The sequence below is a fragment of the Methylocystis sp. Se48 genome (assembly GCF_056269425.1).
In genome coordinates this window covers 1,602,811-1,628,219 of the sequence record NZ_CM149850.1, presented here as the reverse complement: position 1 = coordinate 1,628,219, position 25,409 = coordinate 1,602,811, and the positions used below count along the sequence as shown (strand labels likewise).

General features: G+C 65.7%; 26 protein-coding genes. 18 read left to right on the top strand and 8 right to left on the bottom strand.

The window, feature by feature from the left end; genetic code table 11:
* The first annotated feature begins 6 nt into the window (after positions 1-6).
* Both trpE and ACV959_RS07940 read left to right on the top strand, forming a co-directional pair.
* The gene (gene trpE, locus ACV959_RS07945) at positions 7-1,530 is read left to right on the top strand and encodes an anthranilate synthase component I (protein ID WP_475739335.1); all 1,524 of its coding nucleotides are present in this window, start codon (positions 7-9) and stop codon (positions 1,528-1,530) included.
* A 27-nt stretch (positions 1,531-1,557) separates the two neighbouring features.
* A complete protein-coding gene (locus ACV959_RS07940; protein WP_475739334.1) occupies positions 1,558-2,076 on the top strand; it encodes a DUF6163 family protein in 519 nt (172 codons plus the stop codon).
* Here the strand turns inward: ACV959_RS07940 and ACV959_RS07935 are convergent.
* Both ACV959_RS07935 and ACV959_RS07930 read right to left on the bottom strand, forming a co-directional pair.
* Entirely contained in the window at positions 2,073-3,464 is a 1,392-nt protein-coding gene (locus ACV959_RS07935) for a nicotinate phosphoribosyltransferase (protein ID WP_475739333.1), read from the bottom strand. The two genes, ACV959_RS07940 and ACV959_RS07935, sit on opposite strands and share 4 nt — an antisense overlap.
* A 134-nt stretch (positions 3,465-3,598) precedes the next feature.
* Positions 3,599-4,624 (bottom strand): bifunctional nicotinamide-nucleotide adenylyltransferase/Nudix hydroxylase, encoded by a 1,026-nt coding sequence (locus tag ACV959_RS07930; protein WP_475739332.1) that lies wholly within the window; start codon positions 4,622-4,624, stop codon positions 3,599-3,601.
* Positions 4,625-4,973: 349 nt separating this feature from the next.
* On the opposite strand from ACV959_RS07930, the gene ldtR reads away from it, so the two are divergent.
* The 3 genes from ldtR (at position 4,974) to ACV959_RS07915 (ending at position 7,614) form a co-directional block, all read left to right on the top strand.
* Complete coding sequence (gene ldtR / locus ACV959_RS07925) at positions 4,974-5,486, top strand: transcriptional regulator LdtR (RefSeq protein WP_475739331.1); 513 nt, start codon at positions 4,974-4,976, stop codon at positions 5,484-5,486.
* Between the two features lie 191 nt (positions 5,487-5,677).
* The gene (locus ACV959_RS07920; RefSeq protein WP_475739330.1) at positions 5,678-6,427 is read left to right on the top strand and encodes a DUF5765 domain-containing protein; all 750 of its coding nucleotides are present in this window, start codon (positions 5,678-5,680) and stop codon (positions 6,425-6,427) included.
* An 80-nt stretch (positions 6,428-6,507) separates the two neighbouring features.
* Complete coding sequence (locus ACV959_RS07915) at positions 6,508-7,614, top strand: site-2 protease family protein (protein WP_475739329.1); 1,107 nt, start codon at positions 6,508-6,510, stop codon at positions 7,612-7,614.
* Positions 7,615-7,631: 17 nt separating this feature from the next.
* Here ACV959_RS07915 and ACV959_RS07910 read toward each other — a convergent pair whose 3' ends face one another.
* Together ACV959_RS07910 and ACV959_RS07905 are read right to left on the bottom strand one after the other, a co-directional pair.
* A complete protein-coding gene (locus ACV959_RS07910; RefSeq protein ID WP_475739328.1) occupies positions 7,632-8,990 on the bottom strand; it encodes a DUF1501 domain-containing protein in 1,359 nt (452 codons plus the stop codon).
* A 2-nt stretch (positions 8,991-8,992) separates the two neighbouring features.
* Positions 8,993-10,348 (bottom strand): DUF1800 domain-containing protein, encoded by a 1,356-nt coding sequence (locus ACV959_RS07905; RefSeq protein WP_475739327.1) that lies wholly within the window; start codon positions 10,346-10,348, stop codon positions 8,993-8,995.
* A 246-nt stretch (positions 10,349-10,594) separates the two neighbouring features.
* Between ACV959_RS07905 and ACV959_RS07900 the strand changes: the two genes are divergently transcribed.
* The 13 genes from ACV959_RS07900 to ACV959_RS07840 all read left to right on the top strand — a co-directional run bounded on the left by ACV959_RS07900 (position 10,595) and on the right by ACV959_RS07840 (position 21,844).
* Positions 10,595-11,209: an anthranilate synthase component II gene (locus tag ACV959_RS07900; RefSeq protein ID WP_475739326.1), complete on the top strand. Its 615-nt coding sequence runs from the start codon at positions 10,595-10,597 to the stop codon at positions 11,207-11,209.
* Positions 11,206-12,225 carry an anthranilate phosphoribosyltransferase gene (trpD, locus tag ACV959_RS07895; protein ID WP_475739325.1) on the top strand — a complete coding sequence of 340 codons (1,020 nt, stop codon included), beginning with the start codon at positions 11,206-11,208 and terminating at the stop codon, positions 12,223-12,225. Before ACV959_RS07900 ends, trpD begins: the two co-directional genes overlap by 4 nt.
* A 134-nt stretch (positions 12,226-12,359) precedes the next feature.
* Entirely contained in the window at positions 12,360-13,151 is a 792-nt protein-coding gene (gene trpC, locus ACV959_RS07890; protein WP_475739324.1) for an indole-3-glycerol phosphate synthase TrpC, read from the top strand.
* Between the two features lie 237 nt (positions 13,152-13,388).
* Positions 13,389-14,012, top strand: coding sequence for a PilZ domain-containing protein (locus tag ACV959_RS07885; RefSeq protein WP_475739323.1), 624 nt, complete (start codon positions 13,389-13,391; stop codon positions 14,010-14,012).
* Positions 14,013-14,071: 59 nt separating this feature from the next.
* The gene (gene moaC / locus ACV959_RS07880) at positions 14,072-14,551 is read left to right on the top strand and encodes a cyclic pyranopterin monophosphate synthase MoaC (protein WP_475739322.1); all 480 of its coding nucleotides are present in this window, start codon (positions 14,072-14,074) and stop codon (positions 14,549-14,551) included.
* Positions 14,552-14,554: 3 nt separating this feature from the next.
* A complete protein-coding gene (locus ACV959_RS07875; protein ID WP_475739321.1) occupies positions 14,555-15,772 on the top strand; it encodes a molybdopterin molybdotransferase MoeA in 1,218 nt (405 codons plus the stop codon).
* Positions 15,773-15,832: 60 nt separating this feature from the next.
* Complete coding sequence (locus ACV959_RS07870; protein ID WP_475739320.1) at positions 15,833-16,558, top strand: phosphatidylserine decarboxylase; 726 nt, start codon at positions 15,833-15,835, stop codon at positions 16,556-16,558.
* A gap of 6 nt (positions 16,559-16,564) precedes the next feature.
* Positions 16,565-17,404 carry a CDP-alcohol phosphatidyltransferase family protein gene (locus tag ACV959_RS07865; protein ID WP_475739319.1) on the top strand — a complete coding sequence of 280 codons (840 nt, stop codon included), beginning with the start codon at positions 16,565-16,567 and terminating at the stop codon, positions 17,402-17,404.
* 263 nt (positions 17,405-17,667) lie between these two features.
* Positions 17,668-17,793 carry a hypothetical protein gene (locus ACV959_RS07860; protein WP_475739318.1) on the top strand — a complete coding sequence of 42 codons (126 nt, stop codon included), beginning with the start codon at positions 17,668-17,670 and terminating at the stop codon, positions 17,791-17,793.
* Positions 17,794-18,024: 231 nt separating this feature from the next.
* Positions 18,025-18,954, top strand: a complete 930-nt coding sequence (gene pqqB, locus ACV959_RS07855; protein ID WP_475739317.1) for a pyrroloquinoline quinone biosynthesis protein PqqB — start codon at positions 18,025-18,027, stop codon at positions 18,952-18,954.
* Positions 18,951-19,709: a pyrroloquinoline-quinone synthase PqqC gene (gene pqqC / locus ACV959_RS07850; RefSeq protein WP_475739316.1), complete on the top strand. Its 759-nt coding sequence runs from the start codon at positions 18,951-18,953 to the stop codon at positions 19,707-19,709. The genes pqqB and pqqC overlap by 4 nt, the downstream gene beginning before the upstream one ends.
* Positions 19,710-19,728: 19 nt before the next feature.
* Positions 19,729-21,195 (top strand): pyrroloquinoline quinone biosynthesis protein PqqE, encoded by a 1,467-nt coding sequence (gene pqqE, locus ACV959_RS07845; RefSeq protein ID WP_475739315.1) that lies wholly within the window; start codon positions 19,729-19,731, stop codon positions 21,193-21,195.
* A 244-nt stretch (positions 21,196-21,439) separates the two neighbouring features.
* Complete coding sequence (locus tag ACV959_RS07840) at positions 21,440-21,844, top strand: flagellar export protein FliJ (RefSeq protein WP_475739314.1); 405 nt, start codon at positions 21,440-21,442, stop codon at positions 21,842-21,844.
* Here the strand turns inward: ACV959_RS07840 and ACV959_RS07835 are convergent.
* Genes ACV959_RS07835 through ACV959_RS07820 form a run of 4 tightly spaced genes read right to left on the bottom strand, consistent with a single transcriptional unit; the run spans position 21,820 to position 25,268 of the window.
* Positions 21,820-22,404, bottom strand: coding sequence for an SCO6045 C-terminal-like domain-containing protein (locus ACV959_RS07835; protein WP_475739313.1), 585 nt, complete (start codon positions 22,402-22,404; stop codon positions 21,820-21,822). The two genes, ACV959_RS07840 and ACV959_RS07835, sit on opposite strands and share 25 nt — an antisense overlap.
* Positions 22,395-23,234, bottom strand: a complete 840-nt coding sequence (locus ACV959_RS07830) for an MbnB/TglH/ChrH family RiPP precursor modification enzyme (protein WP_475739312.1) — start codon at positions 23,232-23,234, stop codon at positions 22,395-22,397. The genes ACV959_RS07835 and ACV959_RS07830 overlap by 10 nt, the downstream gene beginning before the upstream one ends.
* On the bottom strand, positions 23,218-24,141 hold the full coding sequence (locus ACV959_RS07825) for a TIGR04222 domain-containing membrane protein (RefSeq protein WP_475739311.1): 924 nt from the start codon (positions 24,139-24,141) through the stop codon (positions 23,218-23,220). The genes ACV959_RS07830 and ACV959_RS07825 overlap by 17 nt, the downstream gene beginning before the upstream one ends.
* Before the next feature lie 14 nt (positions 24,142-24,155).
* Complete coding sequence (locus tag ACV959_RS07820; protein ID WP_475739310.1) at positions 24,156-25,268, bottom strand: COX15/CtaA family protein; 1,113 nt, start codon at positions 25,266-25,268, stop codon at positions 24,156-24,158.
* Positions 25,269-25,409: the final 141 nt, after the last annotated feature.

Sequence of the window (25,409 nt, the reverse complement as noted above, 5' to 3'; positions counted from 1 at the left end):
GGCCCCATGTTCGAGCCAGATTTCGACGATTTCGCCGCGGACTACGACGCCGGCCGTCCGCGGCTGGTCGTCACCCGTCTCGTGGGGGATCTGGAAACGCCCGTCTCCGCCTATCTGAAGCTGTCTCGCGAACGCGCCGGCTCCGCCTTCCTCCTCGAGTCCGTGGAGGGCGGCGCGGCGCGCGGGCGCTATTCGATGATCGGGCTCAATCCGGACGTGATCTTCCGCGCCGTGGGCGACAGGGCGGAAATCAACCGTGACGCGCTTTCGAACCGCAACGCCTTCGAGCCTTGCGCGGCCGCGCCGCTTGTCGCCCTGCGGCAGCTCATCGCCGAGTCCGCCATTCCGTCTACCGCGGCGCAATTGCCGCCCATGGCGGCAGGCGTTTTCGGCTATCTGGGCTACGACATGGTGCGTCAAATGGAGCGTCTGGCGCCCGCAAAAGAAGACAAGATCGGCGTTCCCGACGCGCTGCTGCTGCGGCCGACGGCGATGGTCGTCTTCGACACGGTGAAGGATGAAATTTCCATCGTGACGCCGGCGCGCCCGCGCGCGGGCGTTTCCGCCAGGGCGGCCTACGAGGCCGCGCTCGCGCGGCTCGATGCGATCGTCGCGACGCTGGAGGCGCCGCTCGACCATCGCGACGCGGGGTGCGATCCGCAGCTTCTCGCTCAGGAGCCAGTCTCCAACACGCCGAAGGCGCGTTTCCTCGAAATGGTGGAGCGCGCCAAGGAATACATCCGCGCGGGCGACATTTTCCAGGTCGTGCTGTCGCAGCGCTTCACGGCGCCTTTCACGCTGCCCGCTTTCGCGCTCTATCGCGCGCTGCGCCGCGTGAACCCTGCCCCCTTCCTGTGCTTCCTCGACTTCGGCGATTTTCAGATCGTCTGTTCGAGCCCAGAGATCCTCGTGCGCGTCGCCGAGGGCAAGGTCACGATCCGTCCCATCGCCGGCACGCGCTGGCGTGGCGCGGACAAGGCCGCGGACGAACGGCTCGCCGCCGAACTTCTCGCCGACGAGAAGGAGCGCGCCGAACATCTCATGCTGCTTGATCTCGGCCGCAACGACGTCGGGCGCGTCGCAAAGACCGGCACGGTGCGCGTCACCGACAGTTTCACGATCGAGCGCTACAGCCACGTCATGCACATTGTCTCGAATGTCGAGGGCGAGCTGGACGACAATCGCTTCGACTGCATCGACGCGCTCGCGGCGGGCTTCCCGGCGGGGACAGTCTCCGGCGCGCCGAAAGTGCGCGCGATGGAAATCATCGACGAGCTCGAGACCGACAAGCGCGGCATCTATGGCGGCTGCATCGGCTATTTCGGCTCAGGCGGGCAGATGGACACATGCATCGTGCTGCGCACCGCCATCGTGAAAGACGGCAGGATGCACGTGCAGGCGGGCGCCGGCGTCGTCTACGACAGCGAGCCGGAATATGAAAACCGCGAATGCGTGAACAAATCCATGGCGCTGTTTCGCGCCGCCGAGGAGGCGGTGCGCTTCGCGGCGCGTTCGCGCCGGGGACAATAGCGCCCGCGCCTCGGCAAAGGACCGTCGATGGCCGATCCCACGATCTACGATGACGGCGACGATCCCTACCGGCCGATCCGCGTCGGCGATCCGGGGCCGGCCGGCGACGCGGCCAAATGGGGCGCGCTTCTGTCGCGGTTCATGCGCATCGTGGCGCTGTTCTGGCTGCTGCAAGGGCTGATGCACTGGCGCATCGTTCTCGTCGGACCGCAGTCGATCTTCGACGTGATGCCGCAAAACGCCGCCTTCGCCGTCATCTTCTTCGCGGTGCTCGATCTCATCGCCGGCGTGGGCCTTTGGCTCGCGACGCCCTGGGGCGGCGTGCTGTGGCTCCTGATCGCCAGCGCGCAGATCTTTCTCACGCTCAGCATGCCCGGCTTCTTCGTCGGCGGATATTGGCTCATCGGCGTCAACGCCGTGCTGATCCTGATGTATTTCGCGCTGACCTTCGAGGCCGGACGCGACTTCGAGGCGCAGCGCCTGCGCGAACGGCGCCGGCGCAAGGCGCAACGCCGCGCCGCGCCGCCGCCCGCCGCGGAAGGTTAGGCGTTCTCCGCCCGCGCGCGAATGTCCGCCAGCGTCTCGTCTATGAGCAGTTCGCCATTTCGGTAGACCGGCCGCAAGAAATTGCGCCGTCCGTCGAGCGGCTCGAACGTCTCTCCGTCGACGACGACCGTCGCATAGCCGGGCTCCGCAACGAGGCCGAGCAGGCCGCGCTTGGAGCGCTTGCCGTGATCGGTCACAGGATCCTTGTAGACGTCCCGCCAGGCGCCGTCGATTTCCGCCGCGCTGGCCTTGTAAGCGAAGGCCTGCGTATCGCGGTCCAGCCGCTGCAACAGCGCGCCGCCCATGCCGAAGGCGACGTTTTCGGCGCTGAAGCCGTCCGCGACGACGCGCGCGAGCATGGCCTTGATGCTCTCCGGATTGACGCCATCGCCCTGAATGACGCGAACATGGCGCAGCACCTTGTAGCCCTTTGCGTTGACGTCGAACCCGTAGCGCGCCGCGAGAATTTCGAGGGTCTTCGCCACGACCGTCACCGGATCGCCGCTGTCGGGACGCACGACCAGCGTCGCGCCGCTGTCGATCACGCGCTGACGAAGCCTCTCGCCCCAAAGATGCTCGACCGCGGCGTAGATGTCGTAACTGTCCGACACGACCGCGAAGATTTTTCCCGGCTTGCCGAACTGCGCGACCATATTGGCGTAGGCGTCGCCCTCCCCCTCCCGGCCCCAGGCCGTGATCGTGCTGTGCTCCGCGGCCGGAATGCTGAAGCCCGCCATCGGCTCGTTGTAGAACCGGCGCGCGGCGAGAATGCCCGCGAGCGTATCCGTGCCGCGAAAGCTTACGAGATGCGCGAGGCCCCCGAGCGACGCGCTCTCATAGCTCGAAACGCCACGCGCGCCGAAATCATGCAGCTTGAACGGCAGCTCCGTCTCGGGCGCCATCGCCGTCCTGCGCAGGGCGTCGGCGATCGTCTGGCGGACATGCCAGCTGATCGTCGCGACCGTGGTCGGATACCAGATGCGCAACAAAGCCGTCTCGACATAGCTCGTGAGCCAGAAGAATTCGGGGTCCGTGTTCACGACGCTCATCATCGCATTGTGAACCGGCACCACGCTGCCTTCGGGGGCCGCGCGAATTTCGATCGGATAACGCCCGCCATGTTTCTCGATGAGGCGCAGCCAGCCTTTTTCATTGAAAGGCACGCCGTGCTGGCCAAGCAGTTCGCGCGCTTCGTCGACATGCGCGCGTGTGACGGGCTGCGAAAACTCCTGCTTCAGGATCGCCTGCAAGCCGAAAAACAACGTGCGGTCCCAGACGCCGCCGCGGCTCTCAACATAAGAGAACACGCGCGTCGTTCGCGGCGGATATTGAAGGTAATGGCTGGTCTTGTAGCTGTCCGTGTTGAGGATCGGATTCAGGACGGTCATGGCGAAACTCCTTCGCGCATCGAGCCCGCTTCGGGGTCTCTCCCCTCGGGGCAAAAGTCAGTCTTTCATGACAGGGCCGCGGGACGCGGCGATGTGCGGCGCGACACGCTCCCGCGCTGCGCCGCGCTCGCCGCTCACCACCCCGCTCCGAGAAAATGTTCGAGGATGAAGAAATGATCCTCGAACAGGCTCCCGCGCATCCCCTGGATTTCCGAGACGGGAATCCAGCGCGCCCGCGTCGCGTCGTCCGCGCCGCGCACGGGCGGCAGGTCGCCCGAAGGGAAGTCGAAGTAAAAGGCGTGCGTGATTGTGCGGCCGCGCAGCGATCTGTCGGGATGATCGAACACGCGCTCGCTGCGCAGACTGCCGCGCAGCACCGGCGCAGGAATTTTGAGCCGCGTCTCCTCGCGCAATTCGCGGATCGCCGCATCGCGCAGCGTTTCGCTTTCGCCGACGAAGCCGCCCGGCAAGGCCCAAAGGCCGCGGCCCGGCTGCGCCTTGCGCTTCACGAGCAGGACATGACCCGAATGCGCGACGATGGCGTCGACGGTGACGAAGATCGGCGGATAGGGCGCATTGGACCAGGCGGCCCGATAGGTCTCGACGTGACGATATTCGTCGAGCGTCTGCGCATAGGCGGCGGTCTTGCGGAAGGCGCGGATGATCTCGAAGACGGGCGGCGGCACATTGGCTTCGAGCAGCCGCAGCGCCCCCGGCTCTTCCGAGAAGAGATGGCGCCGTAGCTCGGTCGCCGACAGGAGCGGGACGGACGCGGCGTCGACCAGCGCCCACTGCGGGAAAGCCTTCAGATAATAGCTCGACGCGTCCTTGCTCAGGCCGAAAAGCCCGATGTTTTTCGCGTCCGAGGCGACGCTCGCCACCTGCGCCTGAGCTTCGGCCAGCCATGCGTTCTCGTTGTAGAGATGGTCGCGCAGCGGCAGCGCCGTCACCCGCGCGGCGTCTGCCCCGAGCGCAGCCTGAATCATCACCGCGCGCTCGGCGAAGCTCCACGGATTTTTCGCCGAGCGCGGCGCTTCGGCCGAGCCGACGAGCACGACGACGCGCTCCGCCAGCGCGAGCGCGCGCTGCAAAATCGCGAAGTGACCGAGGTGAAAGGGTTCGAATCGGCCAATGAAAACCGCAAGGTCGTAACGCGCCATGAGGCTCCCTCATGCTATTCGCCCGGTCCGCCCAGGCGTCGCGACGATCCGCCGCTGACGGGAAGTTACGCCCTCCCCTGCGCTCCGGCAAGGGAAAGGAGGGACTCTGATTAAACCAAGGGGCGGGCGTTCATTCAACTTTTCAACATTCGATCGGCTTGCGGTCGGAATTCTTAAGCGAGATTCAGCGTAAATCGATGATTAGAATTTAACGGTCATTCACCGAAAGCTGCCAATACTGGGTAAACGTCGGATTCAGGCTGTTATTTAAACTCAAGTTCATTCGCGTCGATCTAATTTGAGCCCATCAAGCGATCAACGCGCCACGCACCAGACGATGGAGAAGAAGATGAGCGCCGTAACGAAGACCGCCCCTCAGCAGAACCGCGCGGACCGCATCAGCGAGATTCGTCCGGTCTATCTCGAGGCGCTGACCCTCGTCGAGCGCCTCCATCGCCGCCTCCTCGACGTGATCAAGGACGAGTTCGACCGCCGCGACCGCGGGGACGTCAACTCGGTCCAGGCGCTGCTGCTTTACAACATCGGCGACAAGGAGCTGACCGCGAGCGAACTGCGCACCCGCGGCTATTATCTCGGCTCCAATGTTTCTTACAACGTCAAGAAGCTCGTCGAGATGGGCTATCTGCACCACGCCCGTTCGCGCCTCGACCGGCGCTCTGTCCGCATCAGCCTCACCCCGAAGGGCAAGGAAGTGCACGACATCGTCGCCCAGCTCTATGAGAAGCACGCCTCGACGATCGAGCACATCGGCGGCGTCTCCTGCGAGGAGTTCCGTAACCTCAACACCTCCCTCACCCGGCTGGAGCGCTTCTGGACCGACCAGATCCGCTATCGACTCTGAACCCGCCTTCCGCTCTTCCCATCATCCTTCCGACTTCGCCGGCGAGCTTCGCCGGCGATTTTTTGCATTAGTCAAATTTCCGACGCTTCGCTAAACTGGCTGAAGCCTCGCCGATCGCGAGCAGGACCGGGCCGGGCCGTTCGTGCGGACCCCGGCGGCCTTCGGTCCGCAGACCAGGCGAGGATCGCGTCATGTGCTGGAGTTTGCCAGTTTCCCTCGGCATGACCGCGCTCGGCGGCGGCGCGTCGATCCTGGCGCGGCGGCGGGGTCTGCCCAGAGCCGTCTGGGTGGCGCTCGGCTATTTCGCGCTGATGGAGACGTTTCAGGCGGCGGGGTATCTCGTCATAAACGCCTGCGGAACGCCAGCGAATCAGGCGATCACCCTGCTCTCCTTCCTGCATATCGCCTTCCAGCCGGCCTTCATCAACGCGATCTCGCTGGAGCTGATCCCCGCCGAGGTGAGCCGGCGCCTTCGCTTCGGCGTCTATGTCGTCTGCGCCCTGTGCTCGGCCTTCATGATCGCGCAGCTCCTCCCCCTGGAATGGGCAGGCGAGTGCCGAATCCCCGAAACCATGTGCGCGCGGACTCTCTGCACGCGCTCGGGCGACTGGCACATCGCCTGGGACATCCCCTACAACGGTCTTGGAACATGGCTCGAGGATCTCATCGGTTCGAACTGGGGGATGCCCTCTTATATGCTGTCGGTCTTCCTCATGCCCTTTCTCTATGGCTCCTGGCGATTCACGATTTTCCATCTGCTGCTCGGCCCTGTCTTCGCAAATGCGCTGACGACCAACAACAACGACGTGCCGGCGATCTGGTGCCTTTTCTCCGTCGGCATCGTCTTCTTCGCCTTTTTCCCGCCCATGGTGGACTGGTTCCGCGTGACGCGCTGGCCCTTGTGGCCGGCGGAGTGGACCCGTCCGGACGCCCGGCGATAGGCGGCCCGCCACGGCGCGCACTGGCCTAAACCCCGGCGCCCCCCTATGTCTTCGATAAACAACCCGCCTTCGGGGGAACCATGCGCTGGTCTTTCACGCTCGGCACGTTCAAGGGAACGGCCGTGCGCATCCACATCACTCTCGTGCTCTTTCTGGCCTGGATCGGCATGGCCGCCTTCCAGCGCGGCGGCTCGGAGGCCGCGGCGCAGAGCGTGCTGTTCATTTCCGCGATCTTTCTGTGCGTGGTTCTGCACGAATTCGGGCATATCCTGACCGCGCGGCAGTTCGGGATCGTGTCGCCGGAAGTGACCCTGCTGCCGATCGGGGGCGTCGCGGACATGGAGTCCATGCCGCAAAAGCCCTATCAGGAACTGCTGATCTCCTTTGCCGGACCAGCGGTCAACATCGTGATCGCCGCGACGCTCTTCGCCGTCTCGGGGGCTTTCAACCTGGACGACGCGGCCAATATCAGCGATCCTTCGGTCAATATTCTGGAGCGTCTCGCCGCCACCAACGTTTTTCTCGCCGTTTTCAACCTGATCCCGGCTTTCCCGATGGATGGCGGGCGGGTGTTGCGGGCGGCGCTGGCCATGTGGCTGGGCCAGGCCAAGGCGACGCGCATCGCGGCGCAGATCGGGCAGATTTTCGCGCTGTTCCTCGGCTTCGTCGGCCTCTTCGGCCATCCGATGCTGCTTTTCATCGCCATTTTCGTCTACATGGCCGCCGCTGGCGAGGCGCAGATGACCACCATGGCCGAGGCCGCCCGCGGGCTTCCGGCCGTCGACGCGATGGAGACGCGGATCGCAACGATCGGGCGCAGCGCAACCATCGGAGAAGCGGTCGAAATCCTTCTCGCCACCTCGCAGGACGATTTTCCCGTCGTCGACTCGTCTGGTCAGCTGTCTGGGCTGTTGTCCCGCGCCGAGATCGTCGAAGCCTTGCGCACCTCCGACCCCGGCGCCCCCGTGGCGCCCTTCGCCAGGAAGGAAGCGGCGACGATCGGCGCACACGAGACGATCGACGCCGCCTTGCCGACGCTCAACGCGGGCGATCCGGTGGGCGTCGTCGACGCCGAAGGGCGGCTCGTCGGCCTGCTCACCCGCCAGTCGCTCGCGGAGATCATGATGATCCGAGACGCGCGGCCCGACTGGCGATTCCGCCGCACGATCCCGACGACGGAAGCCTGACGGGCGCGCCGGCCCTGCTATCGTGCGCCGAATTGCCGGCGGTAGCGTAGGATGGCCGCCTCTTCGCGCGGCGGCGCCGATTGCGCGGCGAATGCGGGCGCGGCGGCCGGAAGGGGATTGTCGACTAGACCGGCGATCGGCGCGAGGGCGGCGCTGCCCGGAAAAACCGTCGTATCGAGAATGTCCCTCGGGACGCCGATATGATCGCGCAACAGGCCTTTGAATATTGCGCGCAGATCGACGGTCGGACGCAGGTCGCCATCGAAGAGTTGAGCCGGCGCGAGTCCCGGCCAGTCGCCGATGAACCCCCGCCGGACCGCGCCGCCGACGAGCAGCGCGGCTGACGCTATCCCATGATCCGTGCCGGCGCTGCCGTTGATCCGCACGGTGCGGCCGAATTCCGTGACGCAGATCGCGACCGTCTTCCCCCACAACGCCCCGAGTTCCGTCCTGAGGTCGCCCAGCGCCTCATCGAGTTCGCGCAGCCTGTCGGCGAATGGTCCGGTGACGCCGCCCTCATTGGCGTGAGTGTCCCAATTGTCCACAGAGAGAACCGCGATTCTCGGGCCGGTCGCCGCACGCATGAGGCGGGCGGCCCCAATGAAACCCTTGCGCAGCGGGCTCGTCGCGCCGCCGCCCGCGCCGGCCGCCGAGGCCAGACGATCCGCCAGAATTCCTCGCCACAGCGACTGCCACAGCGCCGGATCGAGCGTGGAGTAAACCGTCTGGAGACGTTGCAGATTGTCGGGACGCGTTTTCTCGAACCATGTCGGCGACCAGCCGAGCACAGGTTCGGGACCGCGAAGAATGAGCGGCGCCTCGCCGATTTCAATGCCCCGTTTGAGGCGAATCGGATCGCCCGACGGCAGGCCGCCCAGCAACCGGTTGAGCCAGCCCGTGGAGTTGGACACATTGGCGGGCAAGCCGTTTTCGAGATTGTCCTGACATTCGAAATGGGAACGATTGCGGACGGGAATCCCGGCCGCGGGCGCGAAGGCCGCGTCGCCGGCGGCAAACATCGCATGGACGCGCGAAAGCGCGGGGTGCAGGCCGAAATCCGGGCCAAGGGACAAGGTGGACGAAAAGGGGATCGCCAGCCGCCCCCGGAGGGAGGCGTAACGCGGATCGAGCTTCGGGACGAGCATGCCCATTCCGTCCATGCCGCCGCGCAGGACGACGACCAGCAGCCGCGCGTCCGGGTCCGTGGCCGCCTGAGCGAAATCGGGCAAGAACGCGGAGGAGAACAGCGAAGCCGTGACGCCGATCATGGACCGGCGGGAGAGCGCCAGCCGGGCGTCCGGACAGCCTTCGCGCGCCGCGGCCGCGGTGCGCGGGTCGACGGGAGGGAGACCGTCGCAATGCTTTCGTCCGGCCATCGTTACCTCCGCTGGAACTCGGGAATCGTGAAAAGCATGGTCAGCCCGTCATACAAATTCGCCGGCTCCGCGACCGCCTGCCGGGACGTCGGCGAGAGCGCGCTGGCGAACAGAAGGTCGGCGAGCGCGGCGGCGGTGCGGCCATAGGGGGCAAGCTCCAGAAGCGCCCAGACGTTCATCTGCGCGGATTCGACGCGGACGCGCATGGCGTCCGGGCCCGCCCAATAAAAGGTTTCGTCCGGATAGCCGTCCGGCGTCAGGCGCTCCCACGGCTTGTTGCGAAGGGCGTAGAGCGCCTCGCTGAAGGGCCAGCGGTTCGCCTGAGGATAGAGTCGTTGCAGCGCCCGCATCTCGGCGATCTGCAATTCATAGGGCGTCCGCAGTTTGCTGAGGGGCGCGCTCCAGGCCTGCGGCAGGTCGAGAAGCGCCCGCGCGACCGCCTTGAGATCGCCTCTGGTGCGAAGAAAGACCGACGCCACCGGATCGACGAGATCCGGCGTCGGCTCGTCGGTAATGAAATGCCGCACCAGCTTGAAGGCGATGAACTGGGCGGTGGAGGGATGACGGGCGAGCGCCCTAAGCACGGCGACGGCCTGACTGGCGCCCGTGTCGGGATAGGTTTGGCCGAGCACGGTTTGCGGTCCGGGCTCGTGCCAGTCGGGTCGGAAGATGAACCGGCCGCGAATGGAGGGCGCGCCGCCGTTGTAGCGCCCGTCGGCCTCCCACCCGCGCACGAACGACCACCCCGTCAGCGCCCGGGCCAGACCCGCAATATCCGCCTCCGTGTAGCCGCCGCCGGCTCCGAGCGTGTGGAGCTCGAGGATTTCTCGGGCAAGATTATGATTAAGGCCAACGCCCCAGCTCCGGCCGATGACCGAGTTCGGGCCGATCGAGTCGTCGTTGTCGAGATATTTCAGCATCGCCGGGTGCCGGATGACGCCGACCAGCATATTTTCGAAATAGCCCAGCACATTGCGCCGAATGACGTCGCGCTCAAGCTGCCCGATCGTCGCGCGGACGGCGCCGTCCTTGTTCACCGACATCGAAAAATGGTTCGAGAAGAACAGGACGAGGCGCTCGACGAAGCCGATTTCCGGCTGCAAGTGCTTGGCGAGCCGGGCCGTCAATTCCCGTTCCTTCAGCCTCTCCTCCCGCCAGAAATCCGTGTGCACGGCCTGACAGGCTTCCTCATAGGTCGGCAGACCCGGCGTCGTGACGAGGGCGATGTCCGGCGTGTCGAGCTCCGCGACCACGGCGGCCTTGGCGTCCGCGCGTATGCGGGCGACGCCCCCCGGTTTTGCGCCCAGGCCAAAACGGTTGAGCGCGACATGCGCAAGCCTGTCCTGTGCGAGGGCCACGAAAGCGCTCCCCAATGTTCGCGAATTATTTCCCGGTCGCCGGATTGTCGCGATCAAGGTGCCAGACTCACGTCACCGGCGCGTTGAGGCGGCGATTAAAATTCGAAACAGATTTGATCGAAAGGATGCGGCGACGCGCAAGACGGCTCCTCCGCGCCCCGGCGCGCCGAAGGTTGCGAAACGCGCCCCCGCGCCCTATTGGATCGTTGAAGCGAAGCCGCGCAACGCGAAGGCCCCGTAAATCTCATGTCCAACGTCACGCTGATCGACAACTACGACAGCTTCACCTTCAATCTGGTCCATTATTTCGGCCAGTTGGGGGCCAATGTCACGGTGCGCCGCAACGATGCGGTCTCGGTCGCCGAGGTTCTTGCCGGCGGTCCGGACGCCATCGTGCTTTCGCCCGGGCCCTGCACGCCGCACGAGGCAGGCATCTGCATGGAGCTCATCCGGGCGGCGGCCGAGAACATCCCGATCTTCGGCGTCTGCCTCGGCCATCAGTCGATCGGCGAAGTATTCGGCGGCGAGGTGGTTCGCGCGCCGCTGCCAATTCACGGCAAAATGGCGACGATCCTGCATCACGGCGACGCGGTGTTCCGGGGCATTGAGGGGCCGTTCCAGGCGACGCGCTACCACTCGCTGGTCGTCAAGCGCGAGACACTGCCGGAATGCCTGCGCATCACCGCCGAGACGCCGGACGGGCTGATCATGGCGCTCTCGCACAACGAACTGCCGACGCATGGCGTGCAGTTCCATCCCGAGAGCATCACCTCCCAGCACGGTCACAAGATCCTGCAAAACTTCCTCGATCTCGCGGCGGAGTGGAACGAGGCGAAGCGCGGCCGGGCCAAGGTGGCGTGAGCGACTTCAAACCCTACATCGCCGCCCTCGCCGAGGGAGAGCCCCTCGCGCGGGAAGAAGCGCGCGCCGCCTTCTCCCTCATCTTCGAGGGGGCGGCGACGCCGGCCCAGCTCGGGGCATTTCTCATGGGCCTGCGGATGCGCGGCGAGACGGTCGAGGAGATCATCGGCGCGGCGCAGGCCATGCGCGCGGCCATGACGCCCGTCGAGGCGCCGCCCGGCGCAATCGACATCGTCGGCACCGGCGGCGACGGCGCGGGCACCTACAATATTTCGACGCTCGCAGCGATCATCGCGGCCGCGGCCGGGGCCGTTGTCGCGAAACACGGCGGAAAGGCGTCGTCGTCGCGCTCCGGCGCGTCGGACGTGCTCGGCGAATTATGCGTGAAGGTGGGGATTTCCCCGGGCGCGGCCGCGGCATGCCTGCGAGACGCCGGCATCTGCTTCATGGCCGGGCCCACCCATCACCCCGCCCTGCGCCACGCCGCGCCGGTCCGGGCGGAACTCGGGATTCGCACGATCTTCAACCTGCTCGGCCCGCTGTGCAACCCGGCCCGCGTCGAGCGCCAGACGATCGGCGTCTACGCCCGCGACTGGCTCGCGCCGCTGGCGCGCGTGCTGAGAGAACTGGGCGCCCGGCGCGTCTGGCTGCTCCATGGCTCCGATGGGATCGACGAGGCGACGACGACGGGCGTCACCCATGTCGTCGCGCTCGAGGACGGCGCCATCCGCGCCTTCGACATTTCGCCAGAGGACGCGGGCCTGCCGCGCGCAACGGCGCAGGAACTCGTCGGCGGCGATCCGGCCCACAATGCGAAAGCCCTGCGCGCGGTGCTCGCGGGCGAGAAAAACGCCTATCGCGACATCGCCGTGCTGAACGCCGCCGTCGCGCTGGTGGTGGCGGAGCGCGCCGCCGATCTGCGCGAGGGCGCGGCGCTCGCGGCGCGGGCGCTCGATACGGGGGCCGCGGCGGCGAAGCTCGAGGCGCTGGTCAGGCTCTCCAACGCCGAGGATTGAGCCCGGCGCCGCGCCCTCCTCCCGCGAGCGCGGGACAGGGCGACCTTCTACGGGATAGGCTTGCGCGCGCCAATCCGCTATTCAATGGCTGATTCAGCGGCGGCGCGCGGCGCGTCGTCCTCGGGCCCGAAGACATGACCGACATTCTCGACCGTATCGAAGCCTACAAGCGCACCGAAATCTCCGAGGCCAAGGTGCGCATGCCGCTGGCGACGCTCCAGCGCAACGTGCGCGACCGCGACCCGCCGCGCGGCTTCGTTCATGCGATCGAGGCGAAGCTCAATCAGCGCCGCATCGCGCTCGTCGCCGAAGTGAAGAAAGCGAGCCCCTCGAAGGGAATCATCCGAGAGGATTTCGATCCGCCAAAGCTCGCCAAAGCCTATGAGAAGGGCGGCGCCGCCTGTCTCTCGGTGCTCACCGACGGACCCTCGTTCAAGGGCAAGCTCGAAGATCTGGAGGCCGCCCGCAAGGCCACGCATCTGCCGGCGATCCGGAAGGACTTCCTTTTCGATCCTTATCAGGTCTATGAGGCGCGCGCCTATGGCGCGGACTGCATCCTGATCATCATGGCGGCTGTCTCCGACGAGGAGGCCAAGGCGCTCAACACCGCCGCGCACGATCTGAGGATGGACGTGCTGGTCGAAGTTCACGACGAGCGCGAGCTCGATCGGGCGCTGGCGCTGGAAACGCGGCTCATCGGCATCAACAACCGAAATCTGCACGATTTCTCGGTCTCGCTCGAAACCAGCGAGCGCCTCGCCGAGAAAGTGCCGCGCGACAAGATCATCGTCGCCGAGAGCGGCATCATGACCCACGACGACTGCCTGCGGCTGGAGAAATCCCACATCTTTACGTTCCTCGTCGGCGAAAGCCTGATGCGGCAGGAAGATGTGGAGACGGCGACCCGAAAGCTGTTGAACGGGTGAACCAAAATCGTCCGATCCATGGCGCCGGTCTCTGGCGCCATCGAGAGATCCGCAGATTTTCTTAATGCTTCGTTACGCTCTGAATTTCCTTGTGATTTAATCTCCCACGACAGTCGCGGGCCGATCGCGAGGCGCAAGGTCGTTCGGCGCTTAATTTTTTAATGACGACATCGACTTTCAATTTTGCGAGCGTCGTTTCCGAACCGCACGCGCTTTCTTTCGCATCAAAGGTTTCAGATGTCATCGAGAATTCGGATCGAACCCGGCGAGACAGGCGAACGGCTCCACAACAAGGTGCGCGTCGATCTCGACGGCCGCTTCATGCTGCCGACGCAACAGGAGCACGTCGGCAAGGTCATCGAAATGTCGACCGGCGAGATGGCGATCGCTTCCGACGCCCGTCCCAAGATTGGTCAGCACGTGATCGTCTACATCGCCGAACTCGGCCGTTTCGAGGGGACGGTCGAGAGCGTCGACGCGGAGGGCTTCAGGCTCGGCATGAAACTGACGGCCCTGAAGCACAAAAAACTCGCCGAGCAACTCGTCTGGTTCGCGAATCAGTCGGCGTTCGATCTGCCGGAGCACCGTCGCCACAAGCGCTTCGTGCCACTGACGCAGCTGACGACCGTGCAATTCTCGAACGGAAAGGAGTGCATGGCGCGGATCAACGATATTTCCGCATCTGGCGTGAGCGTCGAGATCAATCTGACGGTCAATTCCAAGGTGACGATTTTCGTTGGCAGCAGCGTTTTCGTGGGCAAGAAAAAGGCAGGGGTCATTCGCGTCTTCGACGGCGGATTCGTCGCCAAATTCGACGAGATTTTCGAGGAAGGCGCGATCGACGAGAGCATCGTCTTGTAGACTTGTCGGCGAACCTGGTCCCCCTTGTGTCGCGCGCCGTGAGAGCGCAAAAGTCGCTCATGACCAAGCTCACACACCTCTCCGCCGCCGGCGACGCCCATATGGTGGACGTCTCTGCCAAGGCCGACACGAAGCGGATCGCCCGTGCGCGCGGGAGCGTCGTGATGGCGCCGGAAACGCTCGCGCTAGCCGTCGCCGGACAGGCGAAGAAGGGCGACGTTTTCGGCGTCGCGCGCCTTGCGGGAATCATGGCGTCGAAGAAGGCGAGCGACCTCATTCCTCTTTGCCACCCCCTGCCCCTCGCCAGCGTCACGGTCGATATCGCACCCGACGAGTCGCTCCCCGGCGTGCGCGTCGAAGCCGAGGCGGCCGTCACCGGGAAGACGGGCGTCGAAATGGAGGCGCTAACCGCCGTCTCGGTCGCCTGCCTGACGATTTACGACATGCTGAAAGCCGCCGACCGCGCCATGCGCATCGAAGGCGTCGAACTGGTCTCGAAAGAAGGCGGCAAGAGCGGCGACTGGCGGCGGGAAGAATAGACGATGGCCGACAACAAGCTTCTCCCCGTGGACGACGCCCTCGCGCGCGTGCTCGCCGGCGCAACCCGCCTTGGCGAGGAGGAAGTCCCGGTCGCCGCCGCGCGCGGCCGCACGCTCTCGCGCGATCTCATAGCAAAGCGCACCCAGCCGCCGGTCGACGTCTCGGCCATGGACGGCTATGCGGCGCGCGCCGCCGACCTCGCGGCCGGCCCCGTCAAGCTCGTCGGCGAGAGCGCCGCCGGCCATGGCTTTGCCGCAGCGCTGAAGCCGGGCGAGGCCGTGCGCATCTTCACCGGCGCGCCCGTCCCCGAAGGAGCGGACGCCATTTTGCTTCAGGAAGACGCGGATGTTTCCGACGGCGCCGTCGGCCTGAAGCCCGGCGCGGCGGCCGGTCCTCACATCCGCGCGGCGGGTCTCGACTTCCGCGCGGGCGCCGCGGCGCTCTTTGCCGGAACGCGCCTCGGTCCCGCCGAACTCGCGCTCGCGGCCGCAATGAACCACGCAATGCTGCCCGTCGCGCGCCGCCCGCGCGTCGCGCTGCTCGCCTCAGGCGACGAACTCGTCCCGCCCGGCGCGGAACCCGGCCCCTCGCAAATCATCGCCTGCAACAGTTTCGCCGTCGGCGCCATCGCCGAGAGCGCGGGCGCGGAGGCGATCGACCTCGGGCTGTTCCGCGACGATCTCGCCGATCTAGAGCGCGGCGTCGGCCTCGCCCGCGAGGCGAAGGCGGATATTCTCGTGACGCTCGGCGGCGCCTCGGTTGGCGACCGCGACCTGCTGCGCCCCGCTCTCGCCCGCCAGGGCATGACGCTCGACTTCTGGAAAATCGCCATGCGGCCGGGCAAGCCGCTCATCTCCGGGCGTCTGGGCGAGGCGCATATTCTGGGCCTGCCCGGCAATCCGGTGGCGTCCTTCGTTTGCGCGCTGGTGTTTCTGGCGCCGCTGATCCGCGCCCTGCAGGGCGACCCGCACGCCGGCGCCGACCAGACCGAAACGGCCATCGCCGGCGCGGACCTGCCCGCCAACAAGGGCCGGCGCGACTACATGCGCGCAAAGCTGACGATCGGTTCGGACGGCCGCCTTGTCGCGACGCCGCAACCGATGCAGGATTCCTCGCTGCTGACGGAACTCGCGCAATCGCAGGCGCTGCTGATCCGCGAGCCGGGGGACGCGCCCCTGCCCGCGGGCGCGCCCTGCCGCATCCGGCGGCTGCCGGGATGACGCGACCGCGCCCGTGACACCGGCGCCGCAACATGGCAAAGAAGCGCGGTCGACCCGCTCATGACTCGCGCAACGGGAGCAGCGCCCATGTCCGTCATCGATTCCGTTCGCAAAATTCTCGTGCCCATCCACCCGGAGGGCTATGTCTTCATCGCGGGCTTCGCGGTCGCGGCCTTCGTGCTCGACTGGATTTCGCCGACGCTCGGCTGGATCGGCCTCATCGCAACGGCTTGGTGCGTCTACTTCTTCCGCGATCCGCCCCGCGTCACGCCCCTGCGCGACGGGCTCGTGGTGTCGCCGGCGGATGGCGTCGTCTGCTCGATCGGCTTCTTCCTGCCGCCCCCCGAACTCGGCATGGGCGCCGATCCGCTGCAGCGCGTCTCCGTCTTCATGAGCGTGTTCGACTGCCATGTGAACCGCGCGCCGGTCACGGGCCGCGTCACGAAAATCGCTTACAAGCCCGGCCTCTTTGTCAACGCCGACCTCGACAAGGCGAGCGAGGACAATGAGCGCAACGGCCTTGTGATCGATACGCCGCGCGGCCGTTTCGGCGTGGTGCAGATCGCCGGTCTCGTCGCGCGCCGCATTGTCTGCTTCGTGAAGGAAGGCGAAAATCTCGGCGTCGGCGACCGTTTCGGGCTCATCCGCTTCGGATCGCGCGTCGACGTCTACATGCCGTCATCCGCGCGTCCCATGGTGGCGGTGGGCGCGCGCGCCATCGCCGGCGAAACCGTGCTCGCGGACCTGACGGCCGATGCGCCGGCGCTGACCTTCAAGACGGGCTGAGACTTCATGAGCGATGACCTCAACGGCTCCCGCGACGTCGAACTGACACCCCCGGAGTTGCGGCGCCTGCGCTTTCGCAACATCCCGATCCGCGTGGTGCTGCCCAATCTCGTGACGCTGCTCGCGCTCTGCATGGGCCTCACGTCGATTCGCTATGCGATCGAGGAGGATTTCGTGAAGGCCGTCACCGCCATCATGGCGGCGGCGGTGCTCGACGGTCTCGACGGTCGCCTCGCGCGCGCGCTGAAAGGAACGTCGCGTTTCGGGGCCGAACTCGATTCGCTCGCGGATTTCGTGGATTTCGCCGTCGCGCCCGGTCTGCTCCTTTATCTGTGGAGCCTTCACGAGATCAAAGGGCTGGGCTGGTTCGCCGTGCTCGCCTTCGCCATCGCCGGCGCCCTGCGCCTCGCCCGCTTCAACGTCATGATCGACGATCCGTCGAAGCCCGCCTGGCACGCGGAGTTTTTCGTCGGCATGCCCGCCCCGGCCGGGGCCGTGACCGTCCTTCTGCCGCTCTACCTGCATCAATCGGCGCTGGAGTTGCCGGCCTCTAAGGCGATGGCGCCTTTCTACATCCTCTATGTTCTCGCCATCGCCTTCCTGATGGCGAGCCGCATTCCGCACTTCTCCGGCAAGCGCATCGGCCGTATCCCGCGCGATCTCGTCATTCCGGTTCTCTTCGGCGTCGGCGTGACGGCCCTGCTGCTCGCCATCTATCCAATGGAAGTGCTCGCCGTCGTGAGCATCGCTTTTCTCGCGATGATCCCGCTCAGCGTGAAGCGCTACAACGCGCTGGCCAAGGCGGAAGCCGAGAAGGCGGGCGGGGGCTCGAACGCGCCTGCGTAAGACGACCGGCCGGGGAGCGTTCCGACATGCTCTCAGCTGTTTCGAACAAGCCGACTATTTCAGTTCCATCAGGGCCTCCCGAAGAACTGAAACCGACCGGTTCGACGGCGTCGCGGTTTCAATGCCGAAAGCGACGCATCGCGGCTCATTCCCTCAAAATCGCCTCCCGCCTCCAGATTTGGCGCTTCCCACCCCGCAGATTGCGGGGGGGGGGAGTGGGCTCGTCCCCTCCAAACCGGAAAGGATCGACTGAAAGGCGTTCGGTGAACGCGGCGCCTCGCCGCGGCAACCAGTTGGCGATCACGGCGAGCATGCTCAACGCGGTGACCACGGCGAGTTGGGCGGGCGTTTACGTCCACAACTGCGGTTCGAACTGCGGAACCTGGTAAAGACAAACAGTGGGGCGACTTCGAGCCGCCCCATTTCAACGTTCCCTTGGCCCGTTTCGCAACTTCAACAAGGTTGCCGCGCGCATCACAAGCTCCTGAAAGCTTCCTCGAGTAGACGCGCCGGAAGCGAATTTGCCGCACTTGCGCCGCCGCGCCGAGGGTGCATAGTGCGCCCTCAAAGAACACAAGAACGGGAGAAGCGCGCTCCCTCGCGGAGCCGCCGGAAACGCGATGCGGATCAGGATCTTAGGCTCGGGCGCCGGCGGCGGCTTCCCGCAGTGGAACTGCAATTGCGCCAACTGCCGCGCGGTGCGCGCCGGAACGCCCGGCTTCTCGCCACGCACGCAGTCGTCCCTCGCCGTCAGCGCGGATGGCGTCAATTGGGCTTTGCTCAACGCCTCGCCCGACCTGCGCGAGCAGATCGCCGCCGCGCCGCAACTCGCCCCGTCTCCTGACGATCCCGTGCGCGCGAGCCCGATCAAGGCGGTGGCGCTCACCAATGGCGACGTCGACCATGTCGCGGGGCTGCTCAACCTGCGCGAGGCCCAGCCTTTCAACATCTATGCGGCGGGCCGCGTGCTCCAGGCTCTGGGCGCCAATCCGATTTTCACGATTCTGCAAACGCAGCTCGTGCCGCGCATCGAGTTGCGGATGGACGAGACGATCCCGCTCAAGGGCGCTGGCGTCGATCTGGGCCTGACGATCCGCGCCTTCCCCGTGCCGGGCAAGATCGCGCTCTATCTCGAAGACAAGAACGCGCCCAATTTCGGCACGAGCGCCGGCGATACGCTTGGCCTTGAAATCGCCGAGACGACGACCGGCAAATCGTTCTTCTACATTCCCGGCTGCGCCAGGGTGGATGCGCCTCTCGCCGATCGCCTGCGCGGCGCGGCGCTCGTTTTCTTCGACGGGACTCTGTTTCACGAGAACGAGATGATCGAGCAGGGACTCCTAGGCAAGACCGGCTCTCGCATGGGGCATATCAATATGAGCGGAGACGACGGCTCGATCGCCGCTTTCGCCCCGCTCGACGTCGCGCGCAAAATTTACGTGCACATCAACAATTCAAATCCGGTCCTTGACGCCAATTCCAGAGAGTGCGCGGCCGTGCGGGCCGCCGGCTGGGAAGTCGGCGCCGACGGCATGGAGGTGACGCTATGAACCAGACCGTGACCGATTGGCGCGACGCCGCGCCGCTTTCGCGCGCCGATTTCGAAGCCGCCATCCGCAATGTCGGCGTCGAGCGCTATCACGACAAACATGTGTTTCACAAACTGCTGCATGGCGGCAAGCTGCAAAAACATCAGGTCGCCGCCTGGGCGCTCAACCGCTACTGCTATCAGGAGGCCGTGCCGCGCAAGGACGCCGCCTTCATGAGCCGCGTGCATGATCGCGAATTGCGGCGTGAATGGATTCACCGCATCCACGATCACGACGGCCTTGGCGAGGAAGCGGGCGGCATCGAGCGCTGGCTTGTGCTCACCGACGCGCTGGGCTTTTCGCGCGAATACGTCACGTCGCGCCGCGGCGCCCTGCCCGCGACGAAATTCGCCGTGGAGGCCTATGTGCGCTTCGTCGTCGAACAGCCGCTCGTCGTCGCTGTCGCGTCCTCGCTCACCGAGCTTTTCGCGCCCTCCATCCATCGCGAGCGCATCGCGGGGATGCTGGCGACTTACGACTTCGTCGACGATCATGTGATGGCCTATTTCAAGCGCCGCCTGTCGCAGGCGCCGCGCGACTCCGACTTCGCGCTGGCCTATGTGCTCGACAACGCGCGCACCCGCGAGGAGCAGGAAGCCTGCGTCGCTGCGGTGGAGTTCAAATGCAACGTCTTGTGGGCGCAACTTGACGCTTTACATCATGCCTACGTTACGCCGGGGCTGATCCCGCCGGGCGCTTGGCGGCCGGGCGAATAAGACAGGCTTCGATCAAAGAATGACGGCGACGCGCTACATCATCGGCCCGGATTCCTGCCCCGCATTCACGCGTTATGCCCGCCTGCACGAGGACCGCGCGCGCCAACGCACCGTCATTCTGGCGCCCGAGCGCGCTTACGAATTGGATGCGATCAGCGTCATCGTTCTTCGCGCCATCGACGGCCAGACCCGCCTCGCCGATCTTTGCGCGAAGCTCGCGAACCAATATGCCGCGCCAGTCGATGTCATTACGCGCGACGTGACAAATCTCCTTCAGGGCCTCGCCGACAAGCGCCTGCTGCGCGACGGCGTCGATGCCTTCTCGCCGCCGCAGCTCTCGGACTTCGCCTCTTCCATCGCGCCATTCGCGGGCGGGCCCACAGGGCTGCTTGCGGAACTCACGCACCGCTGCCCGCTGCAATGCCCCTATTGCTCCAATCCGCTGGCGCTCGAAAAATCGAACGTCGAGATGACCGCCGATCAGTGGGGCGAGACCTTCCGTCAAGCCGCCGCCGCCGGCGCGCTGCAACTGCATCTTTCCGGCGGCGAGCCCACTGCGCGGCGCGACCTGGAGGAGATTCTCGCCTTCGCAGTCGAGGCAGGCCTTTACACCAATCTCGTCACCTCCGCCGTGCTGCTCACGCGCGAGCGCCTGGAGCGTCTCGCTGAAATCGGCCTCGATCACGTGCAGGTCTCGATTCAGGACGTCGTTCCCGAAAGCGCCGACCGCATCTCGGCCTATGAAGGCGGCGTGCCGAAGAAGCGCGACGTCGCGCGCTGGACGCGCGAGCTTGGCATGGGCCTCACCATCAACGCGCCGATGCATCGTCAGAATATCGCGCATCTGCCGCAGATCATCGATTTTGCGGTCGAGGTCGACGCGCAGCGCATCGAAGTCGCGCATATTCAATATTACGCCTGGGCGCAGGAGAACCGCGCGGCGTTGATCCCGACGCGCGAGGTTTTCATGGAAACCATCGGGATTGTGGAGGAAGCGAAGAAGCGCCTTCAGGGCGTGCTGAACTTCGATTTCGTAATCCACGATCATTATGCGACGCGGCCCAAGCAATGCACCGGCGGCTGGGGGCGTTCGATCATCGCGGTCACGCCCTCCGGCAAGACTCTGCCCTGCCATGCGGCGCAGACGCTTCCTGGCCTGATCTTCGACGACGTGCGCCAACGCCCGCTCGCCGACATCTGGATGAACGGCGCGGCCTTCAAAGCCTTTCGTGGGACAGGGTGGATGAAGGAGCCGTGCAAATCCTGCGATCGCCGCGAAATCGACTATGGCGGCTGCCGTTGTCAGGCCTTCGCCGTCACGGGCGACGCCGCGGCGACGGACCCCGCCTGCCATCTCTCGCCTGAGCACGCGCGTTTTGCAGCCTATGCGGAAACCGAGTCGCAAGCTCCGGCGCCGGCGTTCGTCTACCGCCGCTATGGCGGCGCGCCGCAAGACGCCCCGAGCCGCGCCGGAGAATCCGCATAGCGCGCCCCGCCCTGCACGACGGGGCCGCGCCGATATCCCGAAAGATTACGTCGCCCCGCTATGGCCTTTGCGATCGGGCGAAAGCCGCCGTGCGGGAAATCCTTCGGCGCCGCCGTCATGCGCCGAACGCCTGTGGTTTTTTCGAATGCGGTAACAAAAGAGCAACCTACGACATGCATATTAAACCCGTCTCGCGGAGTTAATGGTTTGTTTCGCATAAGAGTCGCGTAACGGAGTTCAAGGCATGAAATCGCGGGATACACTTGTCCGCCTGAAACGCTTTCAGGCCGAAGAGAAGCGCCGGCGGGTCGTGCAGCTCAACACGATGATCGCCGAATTCACGCGCATGTCGGCCGAGCTCGACCGCGAGATTTCGAGCGAAGAGCAACGGGCCAATATTTCCGACCCCAACCATTTCGCCTATCCCACCTATGCGCGGGCGGCGCGGACGCGGCGCGACAATATTCTCGCCTCGTTGAACGAATTGCGCGGCCAGCTCGAGGAAGCGGAAGCCCAGCTCAAGGAAGCCAACGAAGAACTCGCCAAGGCGCAGAGCCAGGAGGCGCGTGACCGCGGAACCGAGCGCATGATCGATGTCGTCGCGGAACGCCGCGTCGAGATGGCTCAGGGGCTTCGCCGGGGCGCCTGAAACATTCGGTGAATCAGTTTCCCGCCCGGCGCGCGCAGCCAGAACCCGAAGCGCCCGGACAGTCGGTCGTCGGGACGCGCGCCAGAAAGTAACTGGCGCGCGATGTCGTTTACAGGATAGTCGAAACGGCGGATCAGGAAGACCGCGCCGGGCCGCGCCACCGAGATGAAAGCCATTTCGAAACGCGCGAGATCGGCGATCCACGGCGGCGACAGCTCACCGCGCGCGGCGAGAAACTGAACGAGCGCCGCCGCATCCGCGCGATGACGCTCCGGCGCCGGCGGGCCGTCGATCAATTCGTCGAGCAGCGCGTCAAAATCCTTTCCGAGCGCCTTCGCGGTCAACGGGAGCGCCTTGCGGGCGTCGAGGACGCGCTTGCCGAGAAGGCTGCGCGCGAACGCCTCGACCTCGCGGCGGTCGAGCGTGGCAAACGTCTCAGCCTCTTTCTCGCTCAGCCCGAACCGCACGGCGACCGCCACGCGATCGGCGAAAAAGTCGCGCCTTGCGTCCGCGTCGGTGAAAATACGCGCAAGAAGCGTCTGCGTCTCTCTCAGGCCCATCGCCTGCGCTCCAGCAGCGCCGCGCGGGCGCGGGCCACTTCCTCCAGTAGTTCGGCGAAAGGCGGCAGGCGCTCGTCGCGTTCGAGAATCACGCCCCTGACCGGCGCGCGCGCGACGATCCGATCATAGAGCGCCCATACGGCTTCGCTGGTCGCCGCGTCGTGGCTGTCGATCAGCACGCCGTCGCGCCAGCGTCCGCCCGCGTAATGGATCTGAACCAGCCTGTCCCAGGGCCAGCGCTCGAACGTCGCATCGAGATCGACGCCGTGATTGACGGCGTTCGTGTAGAGGTTGGCGACGTCGCACAGCCAGCCGCAGCCCGTGGCGTCGAGAACGCGCGTGAGAAATTCCGGCTCGTCCATTTCGCCGCCGGGCACGCGCACGACTGTCGTGACGTTTTCCAGAATGAGCGGCGCCTTGATGCTTTGGCGCACGAGGTCGGCATTGCGAGCGACGACGTCGATCGCCTCCCGCGTATAGGGCAGCGCCGCGAGATGGCCGATGTCAATTCCGCCCGCGCGCGTGAAACACAGATGCTCGCTCCACCATGGCGGGGCGAGGCGCTCTAGAAGGCGCGCGAGCTTTTCCACATAGGCCGCGTCAATTCCTTCCGCGCTCCCGAGCGACAGATCGAGCCCATGCGCGACGATCGGAAAATGCGCGCGAAGAAGGTCGAGTTCCCTCAGCTTCTCTGGAGACGCGCCGAAATAGTGATCGGCGATGATCTCGAGAAAATCGACGCGCGCGCGATTGGCGAACAGGTCCGCGCGAAACGGCGGCCGATAGCCCAGCCCCGAGCCGAGCGCCGGCAGGTCAGTCGCCGCCGCCACAACCGCCGCATCCGCCGTCGCCGCACGAGCCGCCGCAACTCGATCCGCAACTGCCGCCGCCGCCATCGCCCGAGGCGCGCTTGAAATGGTCGGCGAACATCGCCTCCGACGTGCCTTTCAAAGCCGAGAAGCCGTAAAGGCCGATGAGAAACAGCGACGCGCCCTCGAAGGCGCGAGCCTCCGGTCCCGGCGAGCCGATATGCGAGACGGCCGCCTTCAGCTTGCCTTCATAGGCGGCGCGCATGGCGTCGAGATAGGCGCGGCCGCGGCGACTCGCGTGATGCCGCGTGAGGACATAAGCAAGGGCGAAAAGCGCCGCGATCGACGCAAGGCAGAGGAAGACCAGATAGGCGACATTGGCGTGGCCCGTCGTAAGCGCGACATAAATCTTCGCGCCCGCGAAACCCGCGAGCGCGAGCGTTCCCGCGATCTGCGCGCGCCGTCGCCAGATCTTCACCGAGTCGGGCTTCAGCAAGTCTTGCTCGGCCAGTTTCTTGCGTGTGGGCTCCAGAAGTTCGAGCAGCCGTAGCCGCGCCGTGCGATTCTGAAATAGCTGGTGCGCCTTGGGCCTGGCCTGGATCGACTCCAGAACCCGCGCCTCCAGCGCGGTGAGCTCCCCGGGCGCAGGCGTTTTCGCCGTCGGCGCCACACGATCCTCTGGCGCGAGCGCGGCATAGCCGCGTTGCACGAGATCATAGACCAGCGTGCGGATGACCTGATTGACGCCGCCTTGCAGAAAGGCGACCTCCATCGCGTCGGGAGACTCCGGCACGGGCGGCGGAACGCTGTCCGTATGATCCGCGAAGCGGATCACGAGCCAGGCCGCGGCGAGGACGATGATCGCGAGAAGGCCATAGACGTTGAGGAACTCCGGTCCGGGAAGGTTCATGAACGGAAGGTTCTGCAAGGCGGCCCTCTCCCTCAGACTGCTTCGATGTCATTGACGAGACGCCGCGCCTGCAGCGTCGCCGACGCCAGAACCGCCATGCCGGTGGCCTGATGCGCCAGCGCCAGCAGAATATGCGGCGTTCCGGCGTAGGGCGGCTCGACGAGCAAAAGCGTCGCTATGCCCAGAACGACCTGCGCGACGACATGCACGAACAGCACGACCGCGCCGCGGCGCGCCCGGCCCTCGGCGTTCATGAGCGCATCGACCATATGAAACGCCGCGACGGCGAAGATCGCGTAGGCGATCATGCGATGAAAGAATTGCGCAGTGACCGGCGTATCGACCAGATTGGTCCACCACGGATCTTTCGGCCAGAGAACCTCGGCCGGCGGAATTAAGACGCCGTCCATCAGCGGCCATGTGTTTTCGACCATGCCGGCGCGCAATCCGGCGACGATGCCGCCCATGAACAATTGCACGAAGACGAGCGCAAGGCTGAAAAGGCCGACCGCGCGCAGCCGCCCCAACCGGTCATGCGCGCCCGACGGCTTGCGCCGCCCGAGCCCGCCGGCGACCCAGAGACAGGAGGCGAAGATCAGCGCGGCGATGACGAGATGGATCGCCAGCCGCTCCTGAGCGACTTCCGTGCGATGAACGAGGCCCGACGACACCATCCACCAGCCAACGCCGCCCTGCAGCCCGCCGAGGGCCAGAATGCCGAGAACCTTGGGTTTGACAGAGGGCGGCAATTGCTTCGTCGCCCAGAACCAGACGAGCGGCAAGGCGAAGACGACGCCGATCAGCCGCCCGAGCAGCCGGTGCGCCCACTCCCAGGCGTAGATGAACTTGAAGCCGGACAGATCCATGTCCGGGAACAGTTCCTTATATTGCGGGATTTTCTTGTAGTCCTCGAACGCCGCGATCCATTCGTTCTCGGAAAGCGGGGGGATTACGCCGGTGACGGGCTTCCATTCGACGATCGACAGGCCGGATTCGGTCAGGCGCGTCGCGCCGCCCACGACGACCATCAGAAAGACGAGGGCGGCGACGACCCATAGCCAGTTACGCACCGCGACAGCGTCCTCCTCCGTGGCGTGGCGCCGGACTTCCGGCACGGGATGAGGGAAAAGAAGCCAGTCTTCCATAGCGCTCGCCCGAGGTGTTTCTGGACCCGGCACTTAAGGGATGGGCGCGGCGCTTGTCCACACCTTGCGCGGGCTCCGCCCGCGCGCCGCCTGAATTTGGGCTGAAATGACGCCGCCGCGCGATGTAAGAATGGGTGCGCC

What these genes read in the sequence shown, in the direction of transcription:
- trpE (WP_475739335.1), top strand. Translation starts at nt 7, where the DNA reads ATGTTCGAGCCAGATTTCGACGATTTCGCCGCGGACTACGACGCCGGC.
- ACV959_RS07940 (WP_475739334.1), top strand. Translation starts at nt 1,558, where the DNA reads ATGGCCGATCCCACGATCTACGATGACGGCGACGATCCCTACCGGCCG.
- ACV959_RS07935 (WP_475739333.1), bottom strand. Translation starts at nt 3,464, where the DNA reads ATGACCGTCCTGAATCCGATCCTCAACACGGACAGCTACAAGACCAGC.
- ACV959_RS07930 (WP_475739332.1), bottom strand. Translation starts at nt 4,624, where the DNA reads ATGGCGCGTTACGACCTTGCGGTTTTCATTGGCCGATTCGAACCCTTT.
- ldtR (WP_475739331.1), top strand. Translation starts at nt 4,974, where the DNA reads ATGAGCGCCGTAACGAAGACCGCCCCTCAGCAGAACCGCGCGGACCGC.
- ACV959_RS07920 (WP_475739330.1), top strand. Translation starts at nt 5,678, where the DNA reads ATGTGCTGGAGTTTGCCAGTTTCCCTCGGCATGACCGCGCTCGGCGGC.
- ACV959_RS07915 (WP_475739329.1), top strand. Translation starts at nt 6,508, where the DNA reads ATGCGCTGGTCTTTCACGCTCGGCACGTTCAAGGGAACGGCCGTGCGC.
- ACV959_RS07910 (WP_475739328.1), bottom strand. Translation starts at nt 8,990, where the DNA reads ATGGCCGGACGAAAGCATTGCGACGGTCTCCCTCCCGTCGACCCGCGC.
- ACV959_RS07900 (WP_475739326.1), top strand. Translation starts at nt 10,595, where the DNA reads ATGTCCAACGTCACGCTGATCGACAACTACGACAGCTTCACCTTCAAT.
- trpC (WP_475739324.1), top strand. Translation starts at nt 12,360, where the DNA reads ATGACCGACATTCTCGACCGTATCGAAGCCTACAAGCGCACCGAAATC.
- ACV959_RS07885 (WP_475739323.1), top strand. Translation starts at nt 13,389, where the DNA reads ATGTCATCGAGAATTCGGATCGAACCCGGCGAGACAGGCGAACGGCTC.
- moaC (WP_475739322.1), top strand. Translation starts at nt 14,072, where the DNA reads ATGACCAAGCTCACACACCTCTCCGCCGCCGGCGACGCCCATATGGTG.
- ACV959_RS07875 (WP_475739321.1), top strand. Translation starts at nt 14,555, where the DNA reads ATGGCCGACAACAAGCTTCTCCCCGTGGACGACGCCCTCGCGCGCGTG.
- ACV959_RS07870 (WP_475739320.1), top strand. Translation starts at nt 15,833, where the DNA reads ATGACTCGCGCAACGGGAGCAGCGCCCATGTCCGTCATCGATTCCGTT.
- ACV959_RS07865 (WP_475739319.1), top strand. Translation starts at nt 16,565, where the DNA reads ATGAGCGATGACCTCAACGGCTCCCGCGACGTCGAACTGACACCCCCG.
- pqqB (WP_475739317.1), top strand. Translation starts at nt 18,025, where the DNA reads ATGCGGATCAGGATCTTAGGCTCGGGCGCCGGCGGCGGCTTCCCGCAG.
- pqqC (WP_475739316.1), top strand. Translation starts at nt 18,951, where the DNA reads ATGAACCAGACCGTGACCGATTGGCGCGACGCCGCGCCGCTTTCGCGC.
- pqqE (WP_475739315.1), top strand. Translation starts at nt 19,729, where the DNA reads ATGACGGCGACGCGCTACATCATCGGCCCGGATTCCTGCCCCGCATTC.
- ACV959_RS07840 (WP_475739314.1), top strand. Translation starts at nt 21,440, where the DNA reads ATGAAATCGCGGGATACACTTGTCCGCCTGAAACGCTTTCAGGCCGAA.
- ACV959_RS07835 (WP_475739313.1), bottom strand. Translation starts at nt 22,404, where the DNA reads ATGGGCCTGAGAGAGACGCAGACGCTTCTTGCGCGTATTTTCACCGAC.
- ACV959_RS07820 (WP_475739310.1), bottom strand. Translation starts at nt 25,268, where the DNA reads ATGGAAGACTGGCTTCTTTTCCCTCATCCCGTGCCGGAAGTCCGGCGC.